The organism is Muricoccus radiodurans, assembly GCF_050154705.1.
GTDB lineage: Bacteria > Pseudomonadota > Alphaproteobacteria > Acetobacterales > Acetobacteraceae > Roseomonas > Roseomonas radiodurans.
The window spans coordinates 4220947-4238241 of the sequence record NZ_CP189561.1; the positions used below are offsets into that span (position 1 = coordinate 4220947).

The window sequence follows — 17295 nt, forward strand, 5'->3', positions numbered from 1 at the left end:
GGACGACGGCCGAACGTACCGCGTTCGACGGGGTCTGGGGAGAGAGAACTCCTTCTCCCTCTCCCCAAGGTCACGATGGCGGCGGCTCAGTGCCGCAGCTCGCCCTCTTTCTTCAGCATCCGCAGCGCGCCCCGCCACGCCGCGGCCGCGCGCTCGATCTCCGCGGGGCCGTGCACCGCGGAGACGATCGCGCCGCGGCTTCCCTTCGGGTCGATCCCGTTCACCAGGAGCGCGAGGTAGAGCTTCGCCATCAGCCCCTTGCGCGGGTCGCCGCCGAAGACACGCGCGGGCAGCGCGTTCGCGTCCCAGGTGAGGGGATCGATGTCCAGCCCGTCCGGGTTCGTGAAGAAGTGCAGCACGGAGTGGTCGCCATAGACCGCCCAGGGGATGCCTTCCTCGGCCAGGACGCGGTTGAAGGCGGTGCGCATCGAGGCGGCGGCGGCATTGGCGCGGGCGCAGACGTCGGTATCCCGGATCAGGCGGAGCGCCGTGGTGCCGGCGGCGGCCGAGAGCGGGTTGGCGTTGTAGGTGCCCTGGTGCCGGATCTTCTCGCGGCCGGTGCGGCCGGAAGCCTCGAAGTCCAGCCAGTCCAGGATTTCCTTCCGGCCGGCCACCGCGCCGCCGGGCAGGCCGCCGGCGACGATCTTCGCCAGGGTGCAGAGGTCGGGCGTCACGCCCGTCGCCTCTTGCGCGCCGCCGGGGGCGATGCGGAAGCCGGTCACCACCTCGTCGAAGATGAGCACGACACCGTGGCGCCGCGTCGCCTCCCGCAGGCCCTGCAGGTAGCCCGGCGAGAGCGGCACCGCGCCGGTGGAGGCGCCGGTCGGCTCCAGAATGATCGCGGCGACGTCGCCCCGCTCGAAGCCCCGCTCCACCGCCTCCAGGTCGCCGGAGGGGACGAGCACGACCTCGGACGCCACCTCGGCCAGCACGCCCGGGGTGGGCGTACCGTCGAAATGCCCGTCCACGCCGAAAGCCATGTGGTCGTGCCAGCCGTGGAAGTGCCGCTGCAGCCGCATGATCTTCGGCCGGCCGGTGAAGGCGCGGGCGAGGCGCACGGCCATGTGCGTGGCCTCCGTGCCGGAGGAGGTGAAGCGCACCCGCTCGGCGCAGCGGACCATCTCCTGGATCAGCCCGGCCCATTCCACCTCCAGGGCATGGCAGGCGGCGTAGTGGGTGCCGAGCGCGAGCTGCTTCTGCACCGCTTCCGCGATGGCGGGATGGCAGTGGCCGAGGAGGAGGGCGCCGTGGCCGCCGTAGAAGTCCACCAGCTCGTTCCCGTTCACGTCCCACTTCAGCGGCCCCGCCGCCCGCTGCACGTAGAGCGGGTAGGGATCGGTGTGGCGGCTGTCATGGACGATGCCGCTGGGCAACAGGCCGGCGGCACGCCGGTGCAGCGCGGCGGAGCCGGGCGTGCGCTCCGTATAGGCGGAGACGATCGCGGAGTTCGTGGGCGTGAGGGCCGACGTTCCGGCGTCCTGCAATGCGAGCACCTGCTTCTCCTCGTCTCGGTTCCGATGCCGGGCGCGGTCCCGCGGCTTCCGTCACGTCCCTGCCGGACCTGCTGTCGGACCTGCTGCCGGGCGCGCCTGGCCGGTGCGCTGCGGCCGCGGAGCGCCCGGTGCGGGGACGGCGGGGTGCCGGATGGTAATCGGAAATCCCCGGCACCTCCTATCCGGCGGGCCGGACTGTCGGCCGGGCTCCCGAAGGGCGCGCCCCGGGCCGCGGAATTGTCGGAGGATGTATCCGGAGGCGCCGCGGCGGGACGATCGCGTCTACACCTTGCGGGCGAAGTCGGGACCGGCCGGCGTGGTCCTCGCCCTGCGGCGGGGGCCGTCCTGGCCGTGGGACCGCGCCAGCGCCGGAGGGGAAGGATGGCACGTTACCTGGTGACGGGCGGGGCGGGCTATGTCGGCAGCCACACCGTTCTCGCCCTGCTGGAGCGCGGCGACGAGGTCGTCGTCCTCGACGACCTGCGGCAGGGCCACCGGGCGGCCGTGCCGGAGGAGGCGGAGCTGGTCGAGATCGACCTGGCCGACCGGGACCGGGTGCGCGCGGTCCTGCAGGCCGGCCGCTTCGACGGGATCTTCCACTTCGCGGCACTCTCCCTCGTCGCCGAGAGCATGCGGGAGCCGCTGCGCTACATGGCGGAGAATGTGGGCAACACCCTCTGGCTCGCCGAGGCGGCGGTCCGCGCGGGCTGCCGCCGCCTCGTGCTCTCCTCGACCGCGGCGCTCTTCGGCGTGCCCGAGCGCATCCCGATCGACGAGGAGAGCCGCCTAGGGCCGGTCTCGCCCTATGGGGAATCGAAGCTGATGGCGGAGCGGGGGCTGGAATGGGCGGTTCGCCTGCACGGGCTCCGCTTCGCGTCGCTGCGCTACTTCAATGCCGCCGGCGCGGACCCCGGTGGACGGCTCGGGGAAGACCACGACCCGGAGACGCACCTGATCCCGAATGCGATCAACGCGGCGCTCGGGCTGGGGCCGCCGCTGGTGATCTTCGGCACGGATTACGACACGCCGGATGGCACGGCGATCCGAGACTACGTTCATGTCACCGACCTGGCGGACGCGCATCTCCGGGTGATGGGCCGCCTGGGGATGGAGGCGAGCTGCCGCTACAACGTGGGCAGCGGCATGGGCCATTCGGTGCGGGAGATCGTCGCCGCGGTGGAGCGCGTCTCCGGCGCCCCGGTGCCGCTGGTGGAGGGGCCACGCCGCCCGGGCGACCCGCCGGTGCTCGTCGCGTCGAACGCGCGTCTTCGGCGCGATACGGGGTGGCGGCCCCACCACGGCGAGCTGGACCGGATCGTGGGCACGGCCTTCGCCTGGCGGCGCGCGCATCCCACGGGCTTCCCGCGCATCCGGGCCGCGCCGGAGCGGGCCCGCCGGGTTCCCGTGCCACTCGGCGTCTGAGAGGGTGCGGCGCGGGCGATCGCAGCGGAGCTGATCGAGACGGCAAGCCGCGTCCCCGCGCGTGTGCCAGGGGTTCATCTTTTTAATAGACGAGCGGGCGGTGTGGAGTCCTGATCCACGCCGCCCACCATGAGAGCGGTTCAGTATCGAAGCGAGAGCTGCTAGTAACGGTGCGAGAGCGAATCGTCCCGTGCGTATCTGTGGCGTGGCGCGGGCGGTGTTGGTATTAGTTTGGTGCGTTTGGATGATTTGTTAGACGACCCTGGCGGGTGCTGTAAGAAGGTTTCCCATGAACGGAGCTCGGGACAGTGTTCTGCCAGGACCGGCCAACGGCGCCGTCCAAGCGGCCGTGGCCCGCGCCCAGCAAGCCGCCCGCGCTCTGGAGGCCGCGCTGATCGAACTCTGCGGCCTCGGCGCACATGTGGAGGTTCGCGTCGACCCGGGCTATGCGGAGGGCGCGACAAGCCCCTCCCGCTTCTTCATCGAGTTGGACGTCTCACCGGCCCGGGCGCCCGACTGATCCAAAGTCTCTTGTTCACCCCCGCCGGGCTTCCTCTTGCGGGTTGAGATGAACCGGCCGAGCCGACGCCACGATCCAGTTAACAAAAGTTTAGTGCCCCCTCTGGCTTGCGCTTTGCCTCGCAATGCACGTAATGGTTGTCTGTGCAGTGCAGCAAACACCCGCATTCCGAGTGGATCACCGGATGAACCCTGGCGGTCACCCGAGCATTGTCGTCTTCGACCGGGACCCGTCGGAGGGCACGGCGATGGCTGCCTATCTCAACAGCCAAGGTCTGCGAGCCGAGACCTGCGAGGCGGTGCCATCCCTGTTCCGCCGGGTGGAGGCCACGCCGCCCAACCTCCTCCTGCTTCACTGGATGGGCGGTCCGGTCTCCCCGGCGCTGGAGGTGGTGAGCCAGGTCCGCGCCGTCGCGGATGTTCCCTGCGTCCTCCGCGCCCGTCAGCCCGACAGCGCCGATGACCGGGTCGCTGGGCTGGAGAACGGCATGGATGACTGGATCTCCGCCGATGTGACGTCGCGCGAGGTGGTGGCGCGGATCCGCGCCGTGCTCCGCCGCGCGGGCCCCCGGGACGGCGCCGCGCCGGCCGCGATGCCCAGCCCGCCGCGGCCGGATGCGGCCGCGAACGGAAAGGTCTGGCGCCTCTCTCCCCAGCGGCGGGAGCTCTACGACCCGGATGGCGAGCCGCTCGCCCTGACCTCGGCCGAGTTCGACTTCCTCCACGCGCTGGCGCAGCAGCGCGGCCTGCCGGTGAGCCGGGAGGCGCTCTCCCAGGCGGTGTTCCACCGGCCCTGGTATCCGCAGGACCGCGGGATCGACAACGTCGCGGCCCGGCTTCGCCGGAAGCTGTCGGCGAAGTCGCGGAACCCGCAGGTGATCAAGCCCGTCCGCAGCGTCGGCTACGCCTTCACCGGCTTCTGAGCTGTACGCCCGGCGGGGCCGGATGGACCTGCTGCGGCCGGCCATGCCGTGGCCCGCGCCGCCTCTTCTCGCCTTCTGGCCTTCCGCCATGGCGCCCGCCTGGGTCGCCCCCTGTGTCGCAATGTGTCGAGCGAACGGGCCGTGCCGCACCGCGGCGCCGTAAACCTTCCGGGCGGAACGCAGCGGGGCTGCACCGAGCCCGAGAAGGAGAGACAGGACCATGCCGGACTACGCCTCGATCCCCGGCGGCGACGCCGACTGGTACGGCACGCCGGGCGCCGACACGATCTTCGCCGACCAGCTGCCCGGCCACAGCTTCGACAACCTCATCACGACCTTTGGCGGCAACGACATCGTCTATGCCGGGCGCGGGGACGACATGGTCTTCGCCGGCGCCGACCATGACATCGTCTACGGCGGCAACGGCAGCGACGTGCTCTACGGCGAGTCCGGCAATGACCGCCTGGCCGGCGACAACGGCGACGACGTGATCGACGGCGGCACCGGCAACGACTGGATCGAGGGCGGCACGGGCGCCGACCGCATCCTGGCCGGCGACGGGAACGACACCGTCTCGGGCGACAGCGGCGACGACACCATCCTGGCCGGCCGCGGCGACGACCTCGTGAACGGCGGGTCCGGCGACGACATCGTCGCGGGCGGCGACGGCGCGGACACGATCTTCGGCGGCACGGGCGACGACAGCCTGTCCGGCCAGGGCGGCCACGACCTGATCTCCGGCGGCTCGGGCGACGACACGCTGATCGGCGGGCTGGGCTACGACACGCTCATCGGCGGCTCGGGCGAGGACAGCTTCTACTTCGCCTCCGGCTTCGGCCGCGACGTCGTGCTGGACTTCACGCCGGGCAGCGACACGCTGGAGATCGCGGCGAACATCAACGGCACCGGTGTCACGACCGCCGCCGACCTGGCCGGCTTCATCACCGAGGACGCGACCGGCGCGGTCATCACCCTCGGCGCCGACAGCATCCGCCTGGTCGGCGTCTCCGCCGACGACCTGGTGGGCAACCTCGACAGCTACGTGAAGATCGTTTGATCCACGTGGCGGCCATGGCGGGGCGGCGATGAGCGCCGTCCTGCTCCAGCGGCCCGACCCGTCGCCGGACCCGCAAGGGCCCGGCGACGACGCCGTGCGCGTCTTCCGGCTTCCCGCCGGGCTCCTGCTGATCACGGCGGCGGATCCGGGGGCGCGCGGAGGCGGCCTCGAGATCCGTCTCGACGGTGCCGCGCCGCCGCCGCCGGTCTGCACGATCCTTCTCGACGCGCCCGGCCACATGCTGCACGTCGCGGTGGTGCGCGCCGGGCATGCCGGCGTCACGCCTTCGCTTGAGCTGCGCCTCGGCGGGCAGCGCCTCGCGGAACCGGGCGACCTGGCCTGGGACGGTGCGCCCGCCTTTCTCGCCGCGGCCGGCGAGCTGCCCGCGCCCGCGCGCGCCCGACTGCTGCGCTTCCTCGTCGAAACCTGCGTGCCGCTCTTTCGCGCCGGACGCGACGCGCGACTCTCGGCGCTCCTCCTTCGCCTCTCGCGCGGCCCGTGGCCCCGCGGTGGCGCGCCCCCCTGCACGGTGCGCCCGATCACCCGGCCCGGCCTGTCCGCGCCCTCGCTCTGGCAGGTTGCGGGCGAGGTTGGCGAGGGCGCCTGGCATCTTCTCTCCGCGTCCCGTATCGCGCGCATCGCCCCGCCGGCCGCCGGGATCCTGCTGCTGGACGGGGGATACCGCCTGGACGGCGCCGTGCTGCTGCCGCCGCCGGGGCGCGACGGCGCGGCGCGGCCGCCCCTGCCTCTCGATCCGCGGCCGGCCGGGGGGCTTCCCGGACTTCTCGCCCCCGGCGCGGAGGATGCGCCGGGACGGCGGATGGTCGCGCGGGCCCTGGCCCGGCACGCGGCCGCGCGACCGAACGATCCGCGCGCGGCGCGGCTGCTGCGCGACCAACGGTTGTTGGCGACGCCCGCCGCGCCGCGCGGCCTCGACGATCCCGCGCGACCGGTCGGCGGCGCGCTGGAGCTGGCGGTCTCGGACGGGGCGGGCGGCGTCTTCGTCGCGGGGTGGCTGCGCGATCCGCTGGGGATCGCGACGGGCGGGCTGGCGCTGCGCGATCCGCTGACGGGCGTGAGCGTGCCGGTTCCGGCCGATGCGCTCCACCGGGTCGCGCGGCCCGATCTGGCCGGGCGCCACGCGAAGGCGACGCACGGCGACGCGGGCGCCGCGCCGGGCTTCGTCGCCCACCTGCCGGGCGCGGAGGGGGTGTCGGCGGGGCCGGTGCCGCAATGGTGCCTCGACCTGCGCCTCGCCTCCGGGGAGGCGATCGAGTTCGTCGCGCCGCCGGGCGTGCTGCCGCCCGCGCGGGCGCGCGACCTCGTGCTGCGCGCCGTTCATCCCGCTGCACTCCGCCAGGAGGTGCTGGATTTCTGCCTCGCGCCCGCCGTCGCGCGGCTGCAGCGCGCGGCCCTTGAGGCGCTCGGCGCGCCGGAGATCGTGGCGATCGGCGTGCCGCCCGCGCCCGGCGGGACCGCGGTCGTCGTGCCGCTCTACCGCAACCTGCGCTTCCTGCGCTTCCAGTTCGCGGCCTTCGCGCGGGACGCCGCCTTCCGCGCCGCCGCCCACCTCGTCTTCGTGCTCGATTCGCCGGAGCAGCGGGCGGAGGCGGAGCACCTGCTGCGCGGCCTGCACGCGGTGCACGGCCTTCCCGCGACCCTCGTCGTGATGGCGGCGAATGCGGGTTACGCGAGCGCCTGCAATGCCGGCGCCGCGGCGGCGCGCGAGACGGAGCACGTCCTGCTGCTGAACTCCGACGTGGTGCCGGACCGGCCGGGCTGGCTGGCGGCGATGCTGCGCCCGATGGAGCGCGATGCCGCCGTACTGGCGGTCGGCCCGAAGCTGCTCTTCGAGGACGGCTCGGTCCAGCACGCCGGCCTTCTCTTCGTCCGCCACGGGCCGGAGGGCGACTGGCTGAACGGCCATTACGGCAAGGGCCTGCCGCGCCACCACCCGGAGGTGAGCCGGGACCGGGAGGTGCCGGGCGTCACCGGCGCCGCGCTCCTCGTCCGGCGCACGGCCTTCGAGGCGGTGGGCGGCCTCTGCACGGATTACGTGGTGGGGGATTACGAGGACAGCGACCTCTGCCTGCGGCTGCGCGCCCTGGGCGGGCACATCCGCTACGCGGCCGCGGCGGAACTCTATCACTTCGAGCGGCAGTCCATCGTCGGGCATGGCGGCTACGCCCGCACCCTCGCCTGCGCGCACAACCGCCGCCTGCACCATCGCCGCTGGGACCGGGAGATTGAGGCCCTGATGGCCCGCTTCCCCGCCAGCCGCCGGATCTGAAAGGGAACGGAGCGCGCCGATGCGGATCCTCGCCCTCGCCCACAACCACCCGGGGCTGCAGCCCGGCGGCACGGAGGTGGTGGCGCGCAACCTGTTCCGCGCGATGCGCGACCGCATGCCGGGGATCGAGGGGATGTTCCTGGCCGCCGCGACCGCCGCGCTGCGGGAGCCTCACCCCGGCACGCTGTTGCAGGCCGCGCCGGGCGGGAGGGCGGACGAGGCGCTGATCCACCTGCCGCATTTCGATCGCTTCTTCCTCAGCCAGCCCGACACGCATGGCCTGGCCGCGACGCTCGGCGCCGTGATGGAGACGGTGCGGCCGGACATCATCCACCTGCACCATCCGCTGCAGTTCGGGGTGGAGACGCTGTCGCTGCTGCGGCTGCTCGCGCCGTCGCGGACGCGGATCGTGGTGACGCTGCACGACTATTTCGCGATCTGCCCGCGGGAGGGCCAGCTGCTGCGCGGGGACGGGCGGCTCTGCGGCGGGCCCTCCTTGGATGGCTGCCGGCGCTGCGTGCCCGACCGGCCCTCCGCCGACTTCGTGCTGCGGCAATTGTCCCTGCGGGACGCGCTCTCGGTCGCGGATGCCCTGATCGCGCCGAGCCGCTTCCTGCGCGATCGCTTCGTGGAGGCCGGCTGGGATGCGGGGCGGATCGCCGTGCTGCCGAACGCCGTGCCGGACGACCGTCCCGCCGCGCCGCACCGCGCGGTGCTGCCGGGGGCGCGCCGGGATCGCTTCGCCTTCCTCGGCCACATCAACCGGTTCAAGGGATCGCTGGTCGCGCTCGCCGCCTCCGCGCGGCTCTCGGCGGAGGGCGTGCCGCACCGGCTCGCGCTGCATGGCGGCACGGCCTACCAGCCGGAGGCCTTCCTGTCGGAGTTCGGCGCGGCGCTGGCGGCGGCGCCCGCCGCGCGCCACCACGGGCCGTATGACGCGCCGGAACTGCCGCGCCTGATCGCCGCGGCAGACTGGGTCGTCGTTCCGTCCATCTGGTACGAGAACGCGCCCTTAGTGGTGCTGGAGGCCTTTCGCCATCGCCGTCCCGTGATCTGCGGCGATGCCGGCGGCATGGCGGAGCTGGTGCGGGACGGGGTGGACGGGCTGCACGCCCCGATCGGCGACGCCGAGGGCTGGGCCGAGGTGATGGCCCGCGCCGCCGGGGAGCCCGGCCTTTGGGAGCGCCTCGTCGAGGGCATCCGCGCGCCGCCGGACCTCGACGCGATGGCGTCGGCGCATCTCGACCTCTACCGCCGGCTGCTGCGCCGCGGGCGCGCGATGTCCGCGCCCGCCATCGCCGCGGCCGCCTGACCCACGGAGCCGGAATCATGTCAGACCGCGCGGCCCTTCTTCGCGAGCCGGCGAGCCCCGGCGGAACCGAGATCCGCGGGCTGGTGGACAACGTCCATTCCGGCCGGGTCTTCGGCTGGGCCTGGGTCCCCGCGCGCCCGGGCGAGCGGTTGCGCATCGCGCTCCGCGTGGGGCGGGAGGTGGTGGTGGAGACGGTCGCGGAGGCCGAGCGCGCCGACCTGCTCGGCGCCGGGGTGGGGGATGGGCGGCACGCCTTCGACCTGCCGCTCTCCCCGGCGCTGATGGCGCGCCGGGCCGAGCTGTCCGTCGTGGCGCGCGCCGCCGACGGAACCGAGATGGCGTTGCCGATCCGCGCGCCGCGGCGCGAGCGCCTGGCCCTGGCGGCGGTGCCGGATGCGAGCGAGCGCCCGGTGGCGAATGTCCCGGCCGGGCCCGTGGTGGCGGGGCCGGATGTCGGCGCCGCGCTCGCCGCGCTGGAAGGGCGGGTCGAGACGCTGGAGACGTGGTGCCTGCGGCTGGACGACCGCCTCGCGGCGCTGGGGGCCGATGGGGCACAGCGGGCGGTGCGGCACGGGGTGGACCGCTGGCAGGTCGTGCTGCTCCTCGCCCTGCTCCTCGCGGCCGTGGGGGCGCTGGCCGTGACCTGGACGGGTGCGGCGGGGCTGCTCTTCCATGGCTGAGGCGCGCGCGCGGACGCCGGCGGAAGGCGTGGTCGGCCTCGTCCGCGCGGAGACGGCGGCGGCGATGCGCCTCGCCCTGCTGCTCGGCGGTGCGGCGACGCTGGCCACCTTCGCCGGGCTGTTCATCAAGCTGGAGGTGTACCGGCTTGTGGTGCCGACCGGCAGCATGCCGACGGCGGTGGGGCTCGCGGCGGGCTTCGTGCTGGCGGCGGTGCTCCTCGTCGGGCTCGACCACCTGCGGGACGTCGCGCTGCTGGCGGCGGGGAAACGCCTGGCGCGCCGGCTCTCCGGTCCCGCCGTCCTCGCCGCAGCCGCCCGGGCCGGGGAGCCGGCCGCGGCGGGCGGCGCCCTGCTGTCGGACGTGGAGGAGGTCCGGCGTGCCGTCGCCGGGCCGCTGCTGACCGCGATGCTGGACGCGGCGCTGGTGCCGGCGGGGCTGATCCTGCTCTGGGTGCTGCATCCCTGGTTCGCGGCCTTCGCGGTCCTCGCCTGCGCGGCGGCGGCGGCGGCGAGCCTCGGCGCCGAGCGCCGGGCCCGGGCGACGCTGGCCGAGTCCAATGCGCTGGCCGGGCGGACTTCCGGGCTGGTGGCGGACGCCATGCAGTGCGCGGACGCGGTGGAGGCGATGGGGATGGGCCCGGCGCTCGCGCGCCGCTGGCTCGGCGACCTCCGACGGGGCGGCGCGCGGATGCGGACGGCGCAGGAGATCGGGCGGCGCCTGACGGCGGCGGCGGCGGCGATCCAGCACGTGGCGGCGGGCGGCGCGATGATCCTCGGCGCCGCGCTCACCCTGCAGGGGGCGGATATCGGGATCGGGCTGATGGCCGCGATGCTCGTCACGGGTCGGGTGATCGAGCCCTTCGCGCGCCTGGGCGGCGCCAGCCAGGACTGGGGGGCGGCCAGCGCCGCCTGGGCCCGGCTGCGCGCCGCGCTGGACCGCGATGGCGCGGCGCCCGCCCGCCCCGCCTTCGCCTGCCCGGAGGGGCGGCTGACGCTGGAACGCCTGACCTACCTGCACCCTGGCACGCCGCGCCCGCTGCTGCGGGAGGTGGAGCTGGCCGTCGCGCCGGGGGAGGTGGTGGCGATCACCGGCGCGCCGGGCGCGGGCAAGACGACCCTGCTGCGGCTGATCCTGGGCATGTACCGGCCGACGGCCGGCGGCGTCTTCCTGGACGGCCATGCGACGCAGCAATGGGACCGGGAGGCGCTGGCGCGCCATGTCGGCTACCTGCCGCAGGACCCCGGGCTGGGGGAGGGCACGGTGGCGGAGGCGATCGCGCGGCTGTCCGCGACGCCCGATCTGGCAGCGGTGCTGCGCGCGGCGCGGCTCGTCGGGGCGGACCGGATGATCGCGGGCCTGCCGCTCGGCTACGCGACGCCCGTGGGGGGCGGGCTATCCATGGGGCAGCGGCAGCGCGTGGCGCTGGCGCGCGCGGTGTACGGCGCCCCTCGCCTCGTGCTGCTGGACGAGCCGACGGCCTGGCTGGACGCGGAGGGCGAGGCGGCCGCGATCCGGCTGCTGGGCCGGCTGCGGGAGGCCGGGACCGGGGTGATCCTCACCTCCCACCGGCCCGCGGCGATCGCGGCCGCCGACCGCGTCCTGCGGCTGGGGGCGGACGGCACGCTCCGGCCGGCCACTTCGCCACAGCCGGCGGAACGGAAGCCCGAGGGGAATGTGGTTCCCCTCGGCGCGAAGCCCGCGGCATGAGCGCGGTCCTTCTGGCCGGTCCCAGACGGCGGCGCGGCACGGTGCGGACGGGCTTCGTCGTCGCGCTCTGCCTCCTGCTCTCGCTCGGCGTGCAGATCGCGCTCCTCGCCGCGCCGCTGCTGACGATGCACGTCTTCGACGGCGTGCTGCAGAGCCGGAACGGCGACACGCTGATCGGCCTGGGGATCGGCTACGGGGTGCTCGTGCTGCTGGGCGGGGTGCTGCGCTACCTCCGCGCCGCCCTTGTCTCGGCGGCGACGGAGGGCGCGGGCCGGCGGCTGCAACTGCGGGCGCTCGGCGCCGCCACGCGGGGCGCGCTGGCCGGCGACCGCGCGCGGGGGCTGGCCGCGCTGGGCGATGCGGCGGAGGTGCGGCGGCTGCTCGGCGGTGCGGTGGCGTCCGACATGCTCGACCTGCTGATCGCGCCGGCGGCGATCGCCTTCCTCTTCGTGCTGCACCCGCTCTACGGCTGGACGGCGCTGGCGGGGTGCCTCCTGCTCGGCCTGCTCGGGGCGCTGGCGGACCGGACGACGCGCGGGCTCGTCCGCGCGGCGACGGCGGAGCGCGCGAGGGCGGGGTCCGCCCTCACCGGCCGGCTGCGCGCGAAGGACCTGACGGAGGGGCTGGGCATGCTGCCCGCGATCCTGCGCCGCTGGCGGCCGGAGGGGGCGCGGGCGCTCGACCTCTCGGACGCGGCGCAGCGGCGGGCGCGCGCCATCGGCGGGCTCGCGACCCTCTCGGGGCTGCTGCTGCAGATGGCGATGGTCACGGTCGGGGCCTGGCTGCTGTCGCGGCGGGACGTCACGCCGGGCAGCCTGCTGGCGGCGACCATGCTCGCGGGCATCGCCTCCGCTCCGGTGGCGCGCGTGGTCGCGACCTGGCGGGACTGGGCGTTCGGCGCCGCGGCGTGGCAGCGGCTCGGGGACTTCGTCCGGACGCATGCCCCGCCGGCCCCGGCGGCACCGGCACCCGACGCAGGGCCGGGGCTGCAGGTCGCGGGTCTGACGATCGAGACGCCGGATGGGGCGCGGGTGCTGGTGCGGGGGCTGGATCTCGATCTGCCGCCCGGCTGCGTGCTGGGGCTGCGCGGGGCGAACGGGGCGGGCAAGTCGAGCCTGCTGCGCGCCCTGCTCGGGATCGCGCCGGCCGCATCGGGGAGGGCTCTTCTCGACGGCGACGACACGCGGGCGCCGTCTATGCCGGGCGGCCGCGCGGCGCTGGGCGCCCGGATCGGCTACTTGCCACAGGGCGCGCAACTCCTGCACGGCAGCGTGCTGGACAACATCCGCCGCTTCACCGACGCGCCCGCGGAGAGCGCGGTGGAGGCCGCGCGGCGGGTCGGCGCCCATGACGCGATCGGACGCTTGCGGGACGGCTATGACAGCGCCGCCGGCGCGTCCTCCGGGCTTTCCGGCGGGCAGCGGCAGGCGGTCGCCCTCGCCCGCGCCTTCTTCGGCGCGCCGCGCCTCCTCGCGCTGGACGAGCCCGAGGCCGGGCTCGATGCCGCCGCCATCCGCGCCCTTCGCGCCGCCGTGCTGCGCGCACGGGCGGAGGGAGCGGTCATCCTTCTCGTCACCCATGACCCGGAGGGCTGGACCGGGGTGGTCACGCGCTGGCTCGACCTGGAGCCGGGCGGCGCGTGGCGCCTCTCGGAAGCCCGGCCGGCGGAGACATCCCCATGAGCACCACCCTGGCCCAACCGGGCGCCTATCCGGGCGCCTATCCGGGCGAGCTGGAGGACGAGGTCGAGCGCGACGCGCCGTCCATCCGCCGGATCGCCGCCGCCTCGGCGGTCGCGCTCGTGCTCGGCCTCGGCGGGCTGCTCGGCTGGGCGGCCGCGACGCCGCTGGAGCGCGCGGTGATCGGCACCGGCTCCTTCGTGGCGGAGGGGCGGCGCAAGACGGTGAACCTACTGGAGCCGGGCATCCTGCGGGAGCTGGCGGTGCGGGAGGGCGAGGCGGTCGCGGCGGGGCAGGTTCTGCTGCGCCTGGACGTGACGCAGGCGGAGTCCGCGGCGAGCCAGGCGCGGTCCGGCTATCTCGGGGGTCTCGCGCGCATCACGCGGCTCGCGGCCGAGCAGGCCGGGGCGCGCGGGCTGACGATGCCGGAGAGCATCCTAGCGGCGGCGCGGACGAGCCCGGCCATCGCCTCGATCGTGGAGGCGGAGCGGCGGCTCTTCGCGGCGCGCTGGGCCGCCTATGACGGCGCAGTGGCGGCGCAGCGGCGGCGGATCGCGCAGTATGGCGACCAGATGACCGCCCTGGCCGCGCAGAAGGTCGCGGCTTCCACGCGGCTGGCAGCGATCCGGGAGGAGCTTTCGGGCGTGAACCGTTTGCTGGCGCAGGGCTTCGCGACGCGGACCCGCGCGCTGGAGCTGCGCCGCGCCGAGGCGGAGGCGCTGGGCAACCTCGGCCAGTACACCGCCCAGGAATCCCAGGCGCGGGAGCTGCGCGCGCAGGCGGAGCTGGACACCGCGAATCTCGCGCTGACGCGCGATTCCGACATCGCGCGCGAGTTGCAGGAGGCGCAGGCCGCGACATCGGATGCGGCCGACCGGCTGCGCGCGGCGCAGGACGTGCTCGTGCGGCGGGAGGTGACGGCGCCCGAGGCCGGGACGGTCACGGATCTTCGCGCCTTCACGCCCGGCAGCTCGATCGGGGCGGGCCAGCCCGTGCTGGACCTGGTTCCCGCCGACACGCGGCTGGTGGTGGAGGCACGGATCGCGCCGGGCGACATCGAGCAGGTGGCGGTGGGGCAGCGCGTGAACATCCGGCTCTCCGCCTATCGCCAGCGCGAGGTGCCGCTGCTCGGCGGGCACCTGACCTATGTCTCGGCGGACCGGCAGACGGACGGGCAGGGGACCTCCTTCTTCCTCGCGCGCGCGTCGCTGGACGGGACGGAGGAGGGGGCGCCGCCCGTGGCGGCAGGGATGCCGGCGGAGGTGTTCGTGCTGGGCGAGCGGCGGACCGTCATGGACTACCTGCTGCGGCCGCTGCGCGACAGCATGCGGCGCGCGCTGCGGGACTGAACCGGGCGCGAGGACTTCGCGGAACAAATGGTCTTCGTTCCGCGGCAGCCTTGAAGAAATAGACGAGGGGGCCAAACGCATGCGTTTGGCGGCAGAATACCCTCTCCCCAGCCTTTCTTGCTGCCCTTCAGCTGACCAACGTCGCGGAAGCGTTGCGATGCGCGTCGGCGACAAAGGGCGACAGATTGCGACTGTCCCCTGATGTGCCGGGGCTGCGATGATCGGGGCGTCCCATCCCGGTGCTTCCGACATGCCCGAGACGATCGCCTTCACCCTGACCGACCCGGCAGGCCGCGCGTGACGCTGTCCCGCTTCAAGGCCGTGCGCCGCGGGCGCGGTGCTGCCACCGCCGGCTCGGCTGCGGTGGTCCCACCGGAGCCGCTGCGCGTGCTGGTGATGTCGCACCTGCATCCCGCCGTCTCGAAGGGCGGCGCGGAGATCGCGGCCTACCAGCTCTACGAGGCCCTGCGGGCCTCGCCCGAGGTGGAGCGGGCCTGGTTTCTCGCGGCCTCCGGCGGGCGGGTGGCGGAGCGGCTCGGCGCGCGGCTGACGCAGCCCTTCGGGCCCGAAGAGTACGTGTATTCCGGCGCGGGTTTCGACCACTTCATCCACTCGAACCCCGATCCCGATTGGCCGGACGCATTGCGCGACCTGCTGCTGTCCCTGCGGCCCGACGTGGTGCACCTGCACCACTACACGAATTTCGGGATGGAGACGCTGCTCACGATCCGCCGCGCGCTGCCGCGGGCGCGGATCGTCGTGACGCTCCACGAGTATCTCGCGATCTGCAATCACTTCGGGCAGATGGTGAAGCGGCCCTCCCTGGCCCTGTGCGAGCGTGCGTCGCCGCGCGACTGCCACCGCTGCTTCCCGGAGAAGTCGGAGGGCGACTTCTTCCTTCGCGAGCTGTTCATCAAGCGCTTCCTGCGGCTCGTGGACCGGTTCATCTCCCCCAGCCAGTTCCTGGCCGCGCGCTACGCGGCCTGGGGGATCGACGCGTCGCGCATCGCGGTGATCGAGAACGGCATGCCCGCGCGCGCCCCGGTTCGGGCGCACGCGCGGGTGGAGGGCGGCATCGCGGTCGGCTTCTTCGGGCAGATCTCCCGCCTCAAGGGCATCGACGTGGTGTTCGACGCCGCGGCGCTGCTCGACGCCGCGGGGGAGACCGGCGTGCGGATCGAGGTCCATGGCGACCACAGCGGCCAGCCGCCCGAGTTCCGCGCGCTGTTCGAGGCGCGGCTGCGCGAGGCGCCGCGGGGGCTGCAGATCATGGGTCCCTATGACAACGCGCGCGTCGGCGCGCTGATGGCCGGGGTGGACGCCGTGCTCGTGCCGTCGGTGTGGTGGGAGAATTCGCCGCTGGTGATCCAGGAGGCGCTCCTGGCGCGCCGTCCCGTCATCTGCTCCGACATCGGCGGCCTGGCCGAGAAGGTGCGGGACGGGGTGGACGGCTACCACTTCCGCGCGGGCAGCGCGCGCGAGCTCGCGGCGCTGCTCGGCAGCCTCGCCCGCGACCCGGCGGCGCTGCGCGCGCTCGGCGCCGGCGTCGCCGTGCCACCGGGCCTGGCGGAGACCGCGGCGGCGACGCTGCGCCTCTACCGGCAGGACGCGGCGCGAGATCCCGCTCAGACAGGCGAAGCCCTTCCGGCAATCCCGCCGCCCCCGGCCCCCGCGGCCCGCATGGAGACCCTTTCGGCATGACGATCCGCGGCTCGGTGGACAGCCTCACGCCCGATGGGGCCTCGGGCTGGGCGTTCGGCAGCGGGCCGGAGCGGCCGCTGGTGGTGCAGGCGATCCTCGATGGCCGGGTGATCGGGGAGACGGTGGCCGAGGGCGACCGCCCCGATCTCTCGGCAGCGGGGCTGGGGGATGGGCGCTGCGGCTTCGCGATGGCGTTCCACGAGGCGCCGATCGATCCCGCGCTGCTGCCCTTCGTCTCCATCCGGCCGCGCGGGGGCGACGTGGAGCTGCCGCGGACGAACCTGACGGGCTATGGCGACTTCTTCCGCGCGGTGCACGCCCGCTATCCCGGCGCGGGGCGGCACCGCAGCGTCTTCGGCGGGCTGTGGACGGACCGCACCGATGCGCGCCGCCTGCTGGCCGGGCGCGTGGCCACCGGCGCCACCCCCGCCGGGCTGCAGGAGGGGCTGCGCGCCTTCATCGGGGAGGGGTTTGTCGTCCTCCGCGACGTGCTGAGCCCCGCGGGGCTGGCGGCGGATGTCCGGGCGACGGAGGAGGAGACTCAGGCAGGGCAGGCGCTGCGGGCCGCGGCCGGGCCCGCCGTGCGGCACCTGCTGGAGTCGCTGCTGGCCGCCCTCTTCCGCGATCCGGTGCTGAATCTTCTGCGCGCCATCCTGGATGACCATCCCGCCGTCTATCGCGTGGAGGTCGCGCGCCCTGGCGCGGAGGGGACGGGCTTCGTCCAGCCGAGCGCGGCGGAGCGCCTGCCGTCTCCCGCGGAGTGCCTGCTGATCGTCGCCTGCGCGGCCGAGGAGCCGGGTGCCCGCGTCCTGCTGGAGACGGTGCGCGGCAGCCATGAGCTGCCTGAGTTCACCGCGCATGGCCGCTCCCGCTGGCTCGCGGAGGCGCTGCCGGACCGGGAGCCGGCGGGGCTGGAGCTGGCGCGGGAGTTCGGCGCCTCGATCGAGACGGCGGAGGTCGGGCCGCTGGATCTGGCGGTGCTCGGGCCGGGCGTGCTGCACCGCGTCCGCGCCCCAGTCCGCGCCCCAGCCGGACGGGGCCAGGCGGCGCTGCTGGCCTGGTGCGCGCCGGCCCGCATCACGCCCACCCGGCTGCTGGAGCCAGAGGGGAGCGAAGCCCTGGTCCTGCGCCACCGCTCCGGCGCGCTGCTGACGGCCTGACC

The 17295-nt window shown here is 74.7% G+C and carries 13 protein-coding genes; 12 read left to right on the top strand and 1 reads right to left on the bottom strand.

The window, feature by feature from the left end; genetic code table 11:
- Nucleotides 1-86: 86 nt before the first annotated feature.
- Nucleotides 87-1493: an aspartate aminotransferase family protein gene (locus ACP6CK_RS19865; RefSeq protein ID WP_426955037.1), complete on the bottom strand. Its 1407-nt coding sequence runs from the start codon at nt 1491-1493 to the stop codon at nt 87-89.
- 381 nt (nt 1494-1874) lie between these two features.
- Between ACP6CK_RS19865 and galE the strand changes: the two genes are divergently transcribed.
- From galE to ACP6CK_RS19925, 12 genes are all read left to right on the top strand, one after another.
- Nucleotides 1875-2915 carry a UDP-glucose 4-epimerase GalE gene (gene galE, locus ACP6CK_RS19870; RefSeq protein WP_426955038.1) on the top strand — a complete coding sequence of 347 codons (1041 nt, stop codon included), beginning with the start codon at nt 1875-1877 and terminating at the stop codon, nt 2913-2915.
- 289 nt (nt 2916-3204) lie between these two features.
- Nucleotides 3205-3435: a hypothetical protein gene (locus tag ACP6CK_RS19875; protein WP_426955039.1), complete on the top strand. Its 231-nt coding sequence runs from the start codon at nt 3205-3207 to the stop codon at nt 3433-3435.
- 184 nt (nt 3436-3619) lie between these two features.
- Entirely contained in the window at nt 3620-4357 is a 738-nt protein-coding gene (locus ACP6CK_RS19880; protein ID WP_426955040.1) for a response regulator transcription factor, read from the top strand.
- Between the two features lie 220 nt (nt 4358-4577).
- Entirely contained in the window at nt 4578-5414 is an 837-nt protein-coding gene (locus ACP6CK_RS19885; protein ID WP_426955041.1) for a calcium-binding protein, read from the top strand.
- 28 nt (nt 5415-5442) lie between these two features.
- Nucleotides 5443-7704, top strand: coding sequence for a glycosyltransferase (locus ACP6CK_RS19890; protein ID WP_426955042.1), 2262 nt, complete (start codon nt 5443-5445; stop codon nt 7702-7704).
- Nucleotides 7705-7723: 19 nt separating this feature from the next.
- Complete coding sequence (locus ACP6CK_RS19895; protein WP_426955043.1) at nt 7724-9016, top strand: glycosyltransferase; 1293 nt, start codon at nt 7724-7726, stop codon at nt 9014-9016.
- A gap of 17 nt (nt 9017-9033) precedes the next feature.
- Nucleotides 9034-9696, top strand: coding sequence for a hypothetical protein (locus ACP6CK_RS19900; RefSeq protein WP_426955044.1), 663 nt, complete (start codon nt 9034-9036; stop codon nt 9694-9696).
- Nucleotides 9689-11404, top strand: a complete 1716-nt coding sequence (locus ACP6CK_RS19905) for an ATP-binding cassette domain-containing protein (RefSeq protein ID WP_426955045.1) — start codon at nt 9689-9691, stop codon at nt 11402-11404. The genes ACP6CK_RS19900 and ACP6CK_RS19905 overlap by 8 nt, the downstream gene beginning before the upstream one ends.
- A complete protein-coding gene (locus ACP6CK_RS19910) occupies nt 11401-13086 on the top strand; it encodes an ATP-binding cassette domain-containing protein (RefSeq protein ID WP_426955046.1) in 1686 nt (561 codons plus the stop codon). Before ACP6CK_RS19905 ends, ACP6CK_RS19910 begins: the two co-directional genes overlap by 4 nt.
- Nucleotides 13083-14432 carry an HlyD family type I secretion periplasmic adaptor subunit gene (locus tag ACP6CK_RS19915; protein ID WP_426955047.1) on the top strand — a complete coding sequence of 450 codons (1350 nt, stop codon included), beginning with the start codon at nt 13083-13085 and terminating at the stop codon, nt 14430-14432. Before ACP6CK_RS19910 ends, ACP6CK_RS19915 begins: the two co-directional genes overlap by 4 nt.
- A gap of 297 nt (nt 14433-14729) precedes the next feature.
- Entirely contained in the window at nt 14730-16133 is a 1404-nt protein-coding gene (locus ACP6CK_RS19920; protein ID WP_426955048.1) for a glycosyltransferase family 4 protein, read from the top strand.
- A complete protein-coding gene (locus ACP6CK_RS19925; RefSeq protein ID WP_426955049.1) occupies nt 16130-17293 on the top strand; it encodes a hypothetical protein in 1164 nt (387 codons plus the stop codon). The genes ACP6CK_RS19920 and ACP6CK_RS19925 overlap by 4 nt, the downstream gene beginning before the upstream one ends.
- Nucleotides 17294-17295: the final 2 nt, after the last annotated feature.

What these genes read in the sequence shown, in the direction of transcription:
- ACP6CK_RS19905 (WP_426955045.1), top strand. Translation starts at nt 9,689, where the DNA reads ATGGCTGAGGCGCGCGCGCGGACGCCGGCGGAAGGCGTGGTCGGCCTC.
- ACP6CK_RS19915 (WP_426955047.1), top strand. Translation starts at nt 13,083, where the DNA reads ATGAGCACCACCCTGGCCCAACCGGGCGCCTATCCGGGCGCCTATCCG.
- ACP6CK_RS19885 (WP_426955041.1), top strand. Translation starts at nt 4,578, where the DNA reads ATGCCGGACTACGCCTCGATCCCCGGCGGCGACGCCGACTGGTACGGC.
- ACP6CK_RS19925 (WP_426955049.1), top strand. Translation starts at nt 16,130, where the DNA reads ATGACGATCCGCGGCTCGGTGGACAGCCTCACGCCCGATGGGGCCTCG.
- ACP6CK_RS19895 (WP_426955043.1), top strand. Translation starts at nt 7,724, where the DNA reads ATGCGGATCCTCGCCCTCGCCCACAACCACCCGGGGCTGCAGCCCGGC.
- ACP6CK_RS19890 (WP_426955042.1), top strand. Translation starts at nt 5,443, where the DNA reads ATGAGCGCCGTCCTGCTCCAGCGGCCCGACCCGTCGCCGGACCCGCAA.
- ACP6CK_RS19910 (WP_426955046.1), top strand. Translation starts at nt 11,401, where the DNA reads ATGAGCGCGGTCCTTCTGGCCGGTCCCAGACGGCGGCGCGGCACGGTG.
- ACP6CK_RS19880 (WP_426955040.1), top strand. Translation starts at nt 3,620, where the DNA reads ATGAACCCTGGCGGTCACCCGAGCATTGTCGTCTTCGACCGGGACCCG.
- ACP6CK_RS19875 (WP_426955039.1), top strand. Translation starts at nt 3,205, where the DNA reads ATGAACGGAGCTCGGGACAGTGTTCTGCCAGGACCGGCCAACGGCGCC.
- ACP6CK_RS19900 (WP_426955044.1), top strand. Translation starts at nt 9,034, where the DNA reads ATGTCAGACCGCGCGGCCCTTCTTCGCGAGCCGGCGAGCCCCGGCGGA.
- galE (WP_426955038.1), top strand. Translation starts at nt 1,875, where the DNA reads ATGGCACGTTACCTGGTGACGGGCGGGGCGGGCTATGTCGGCAGCCAC.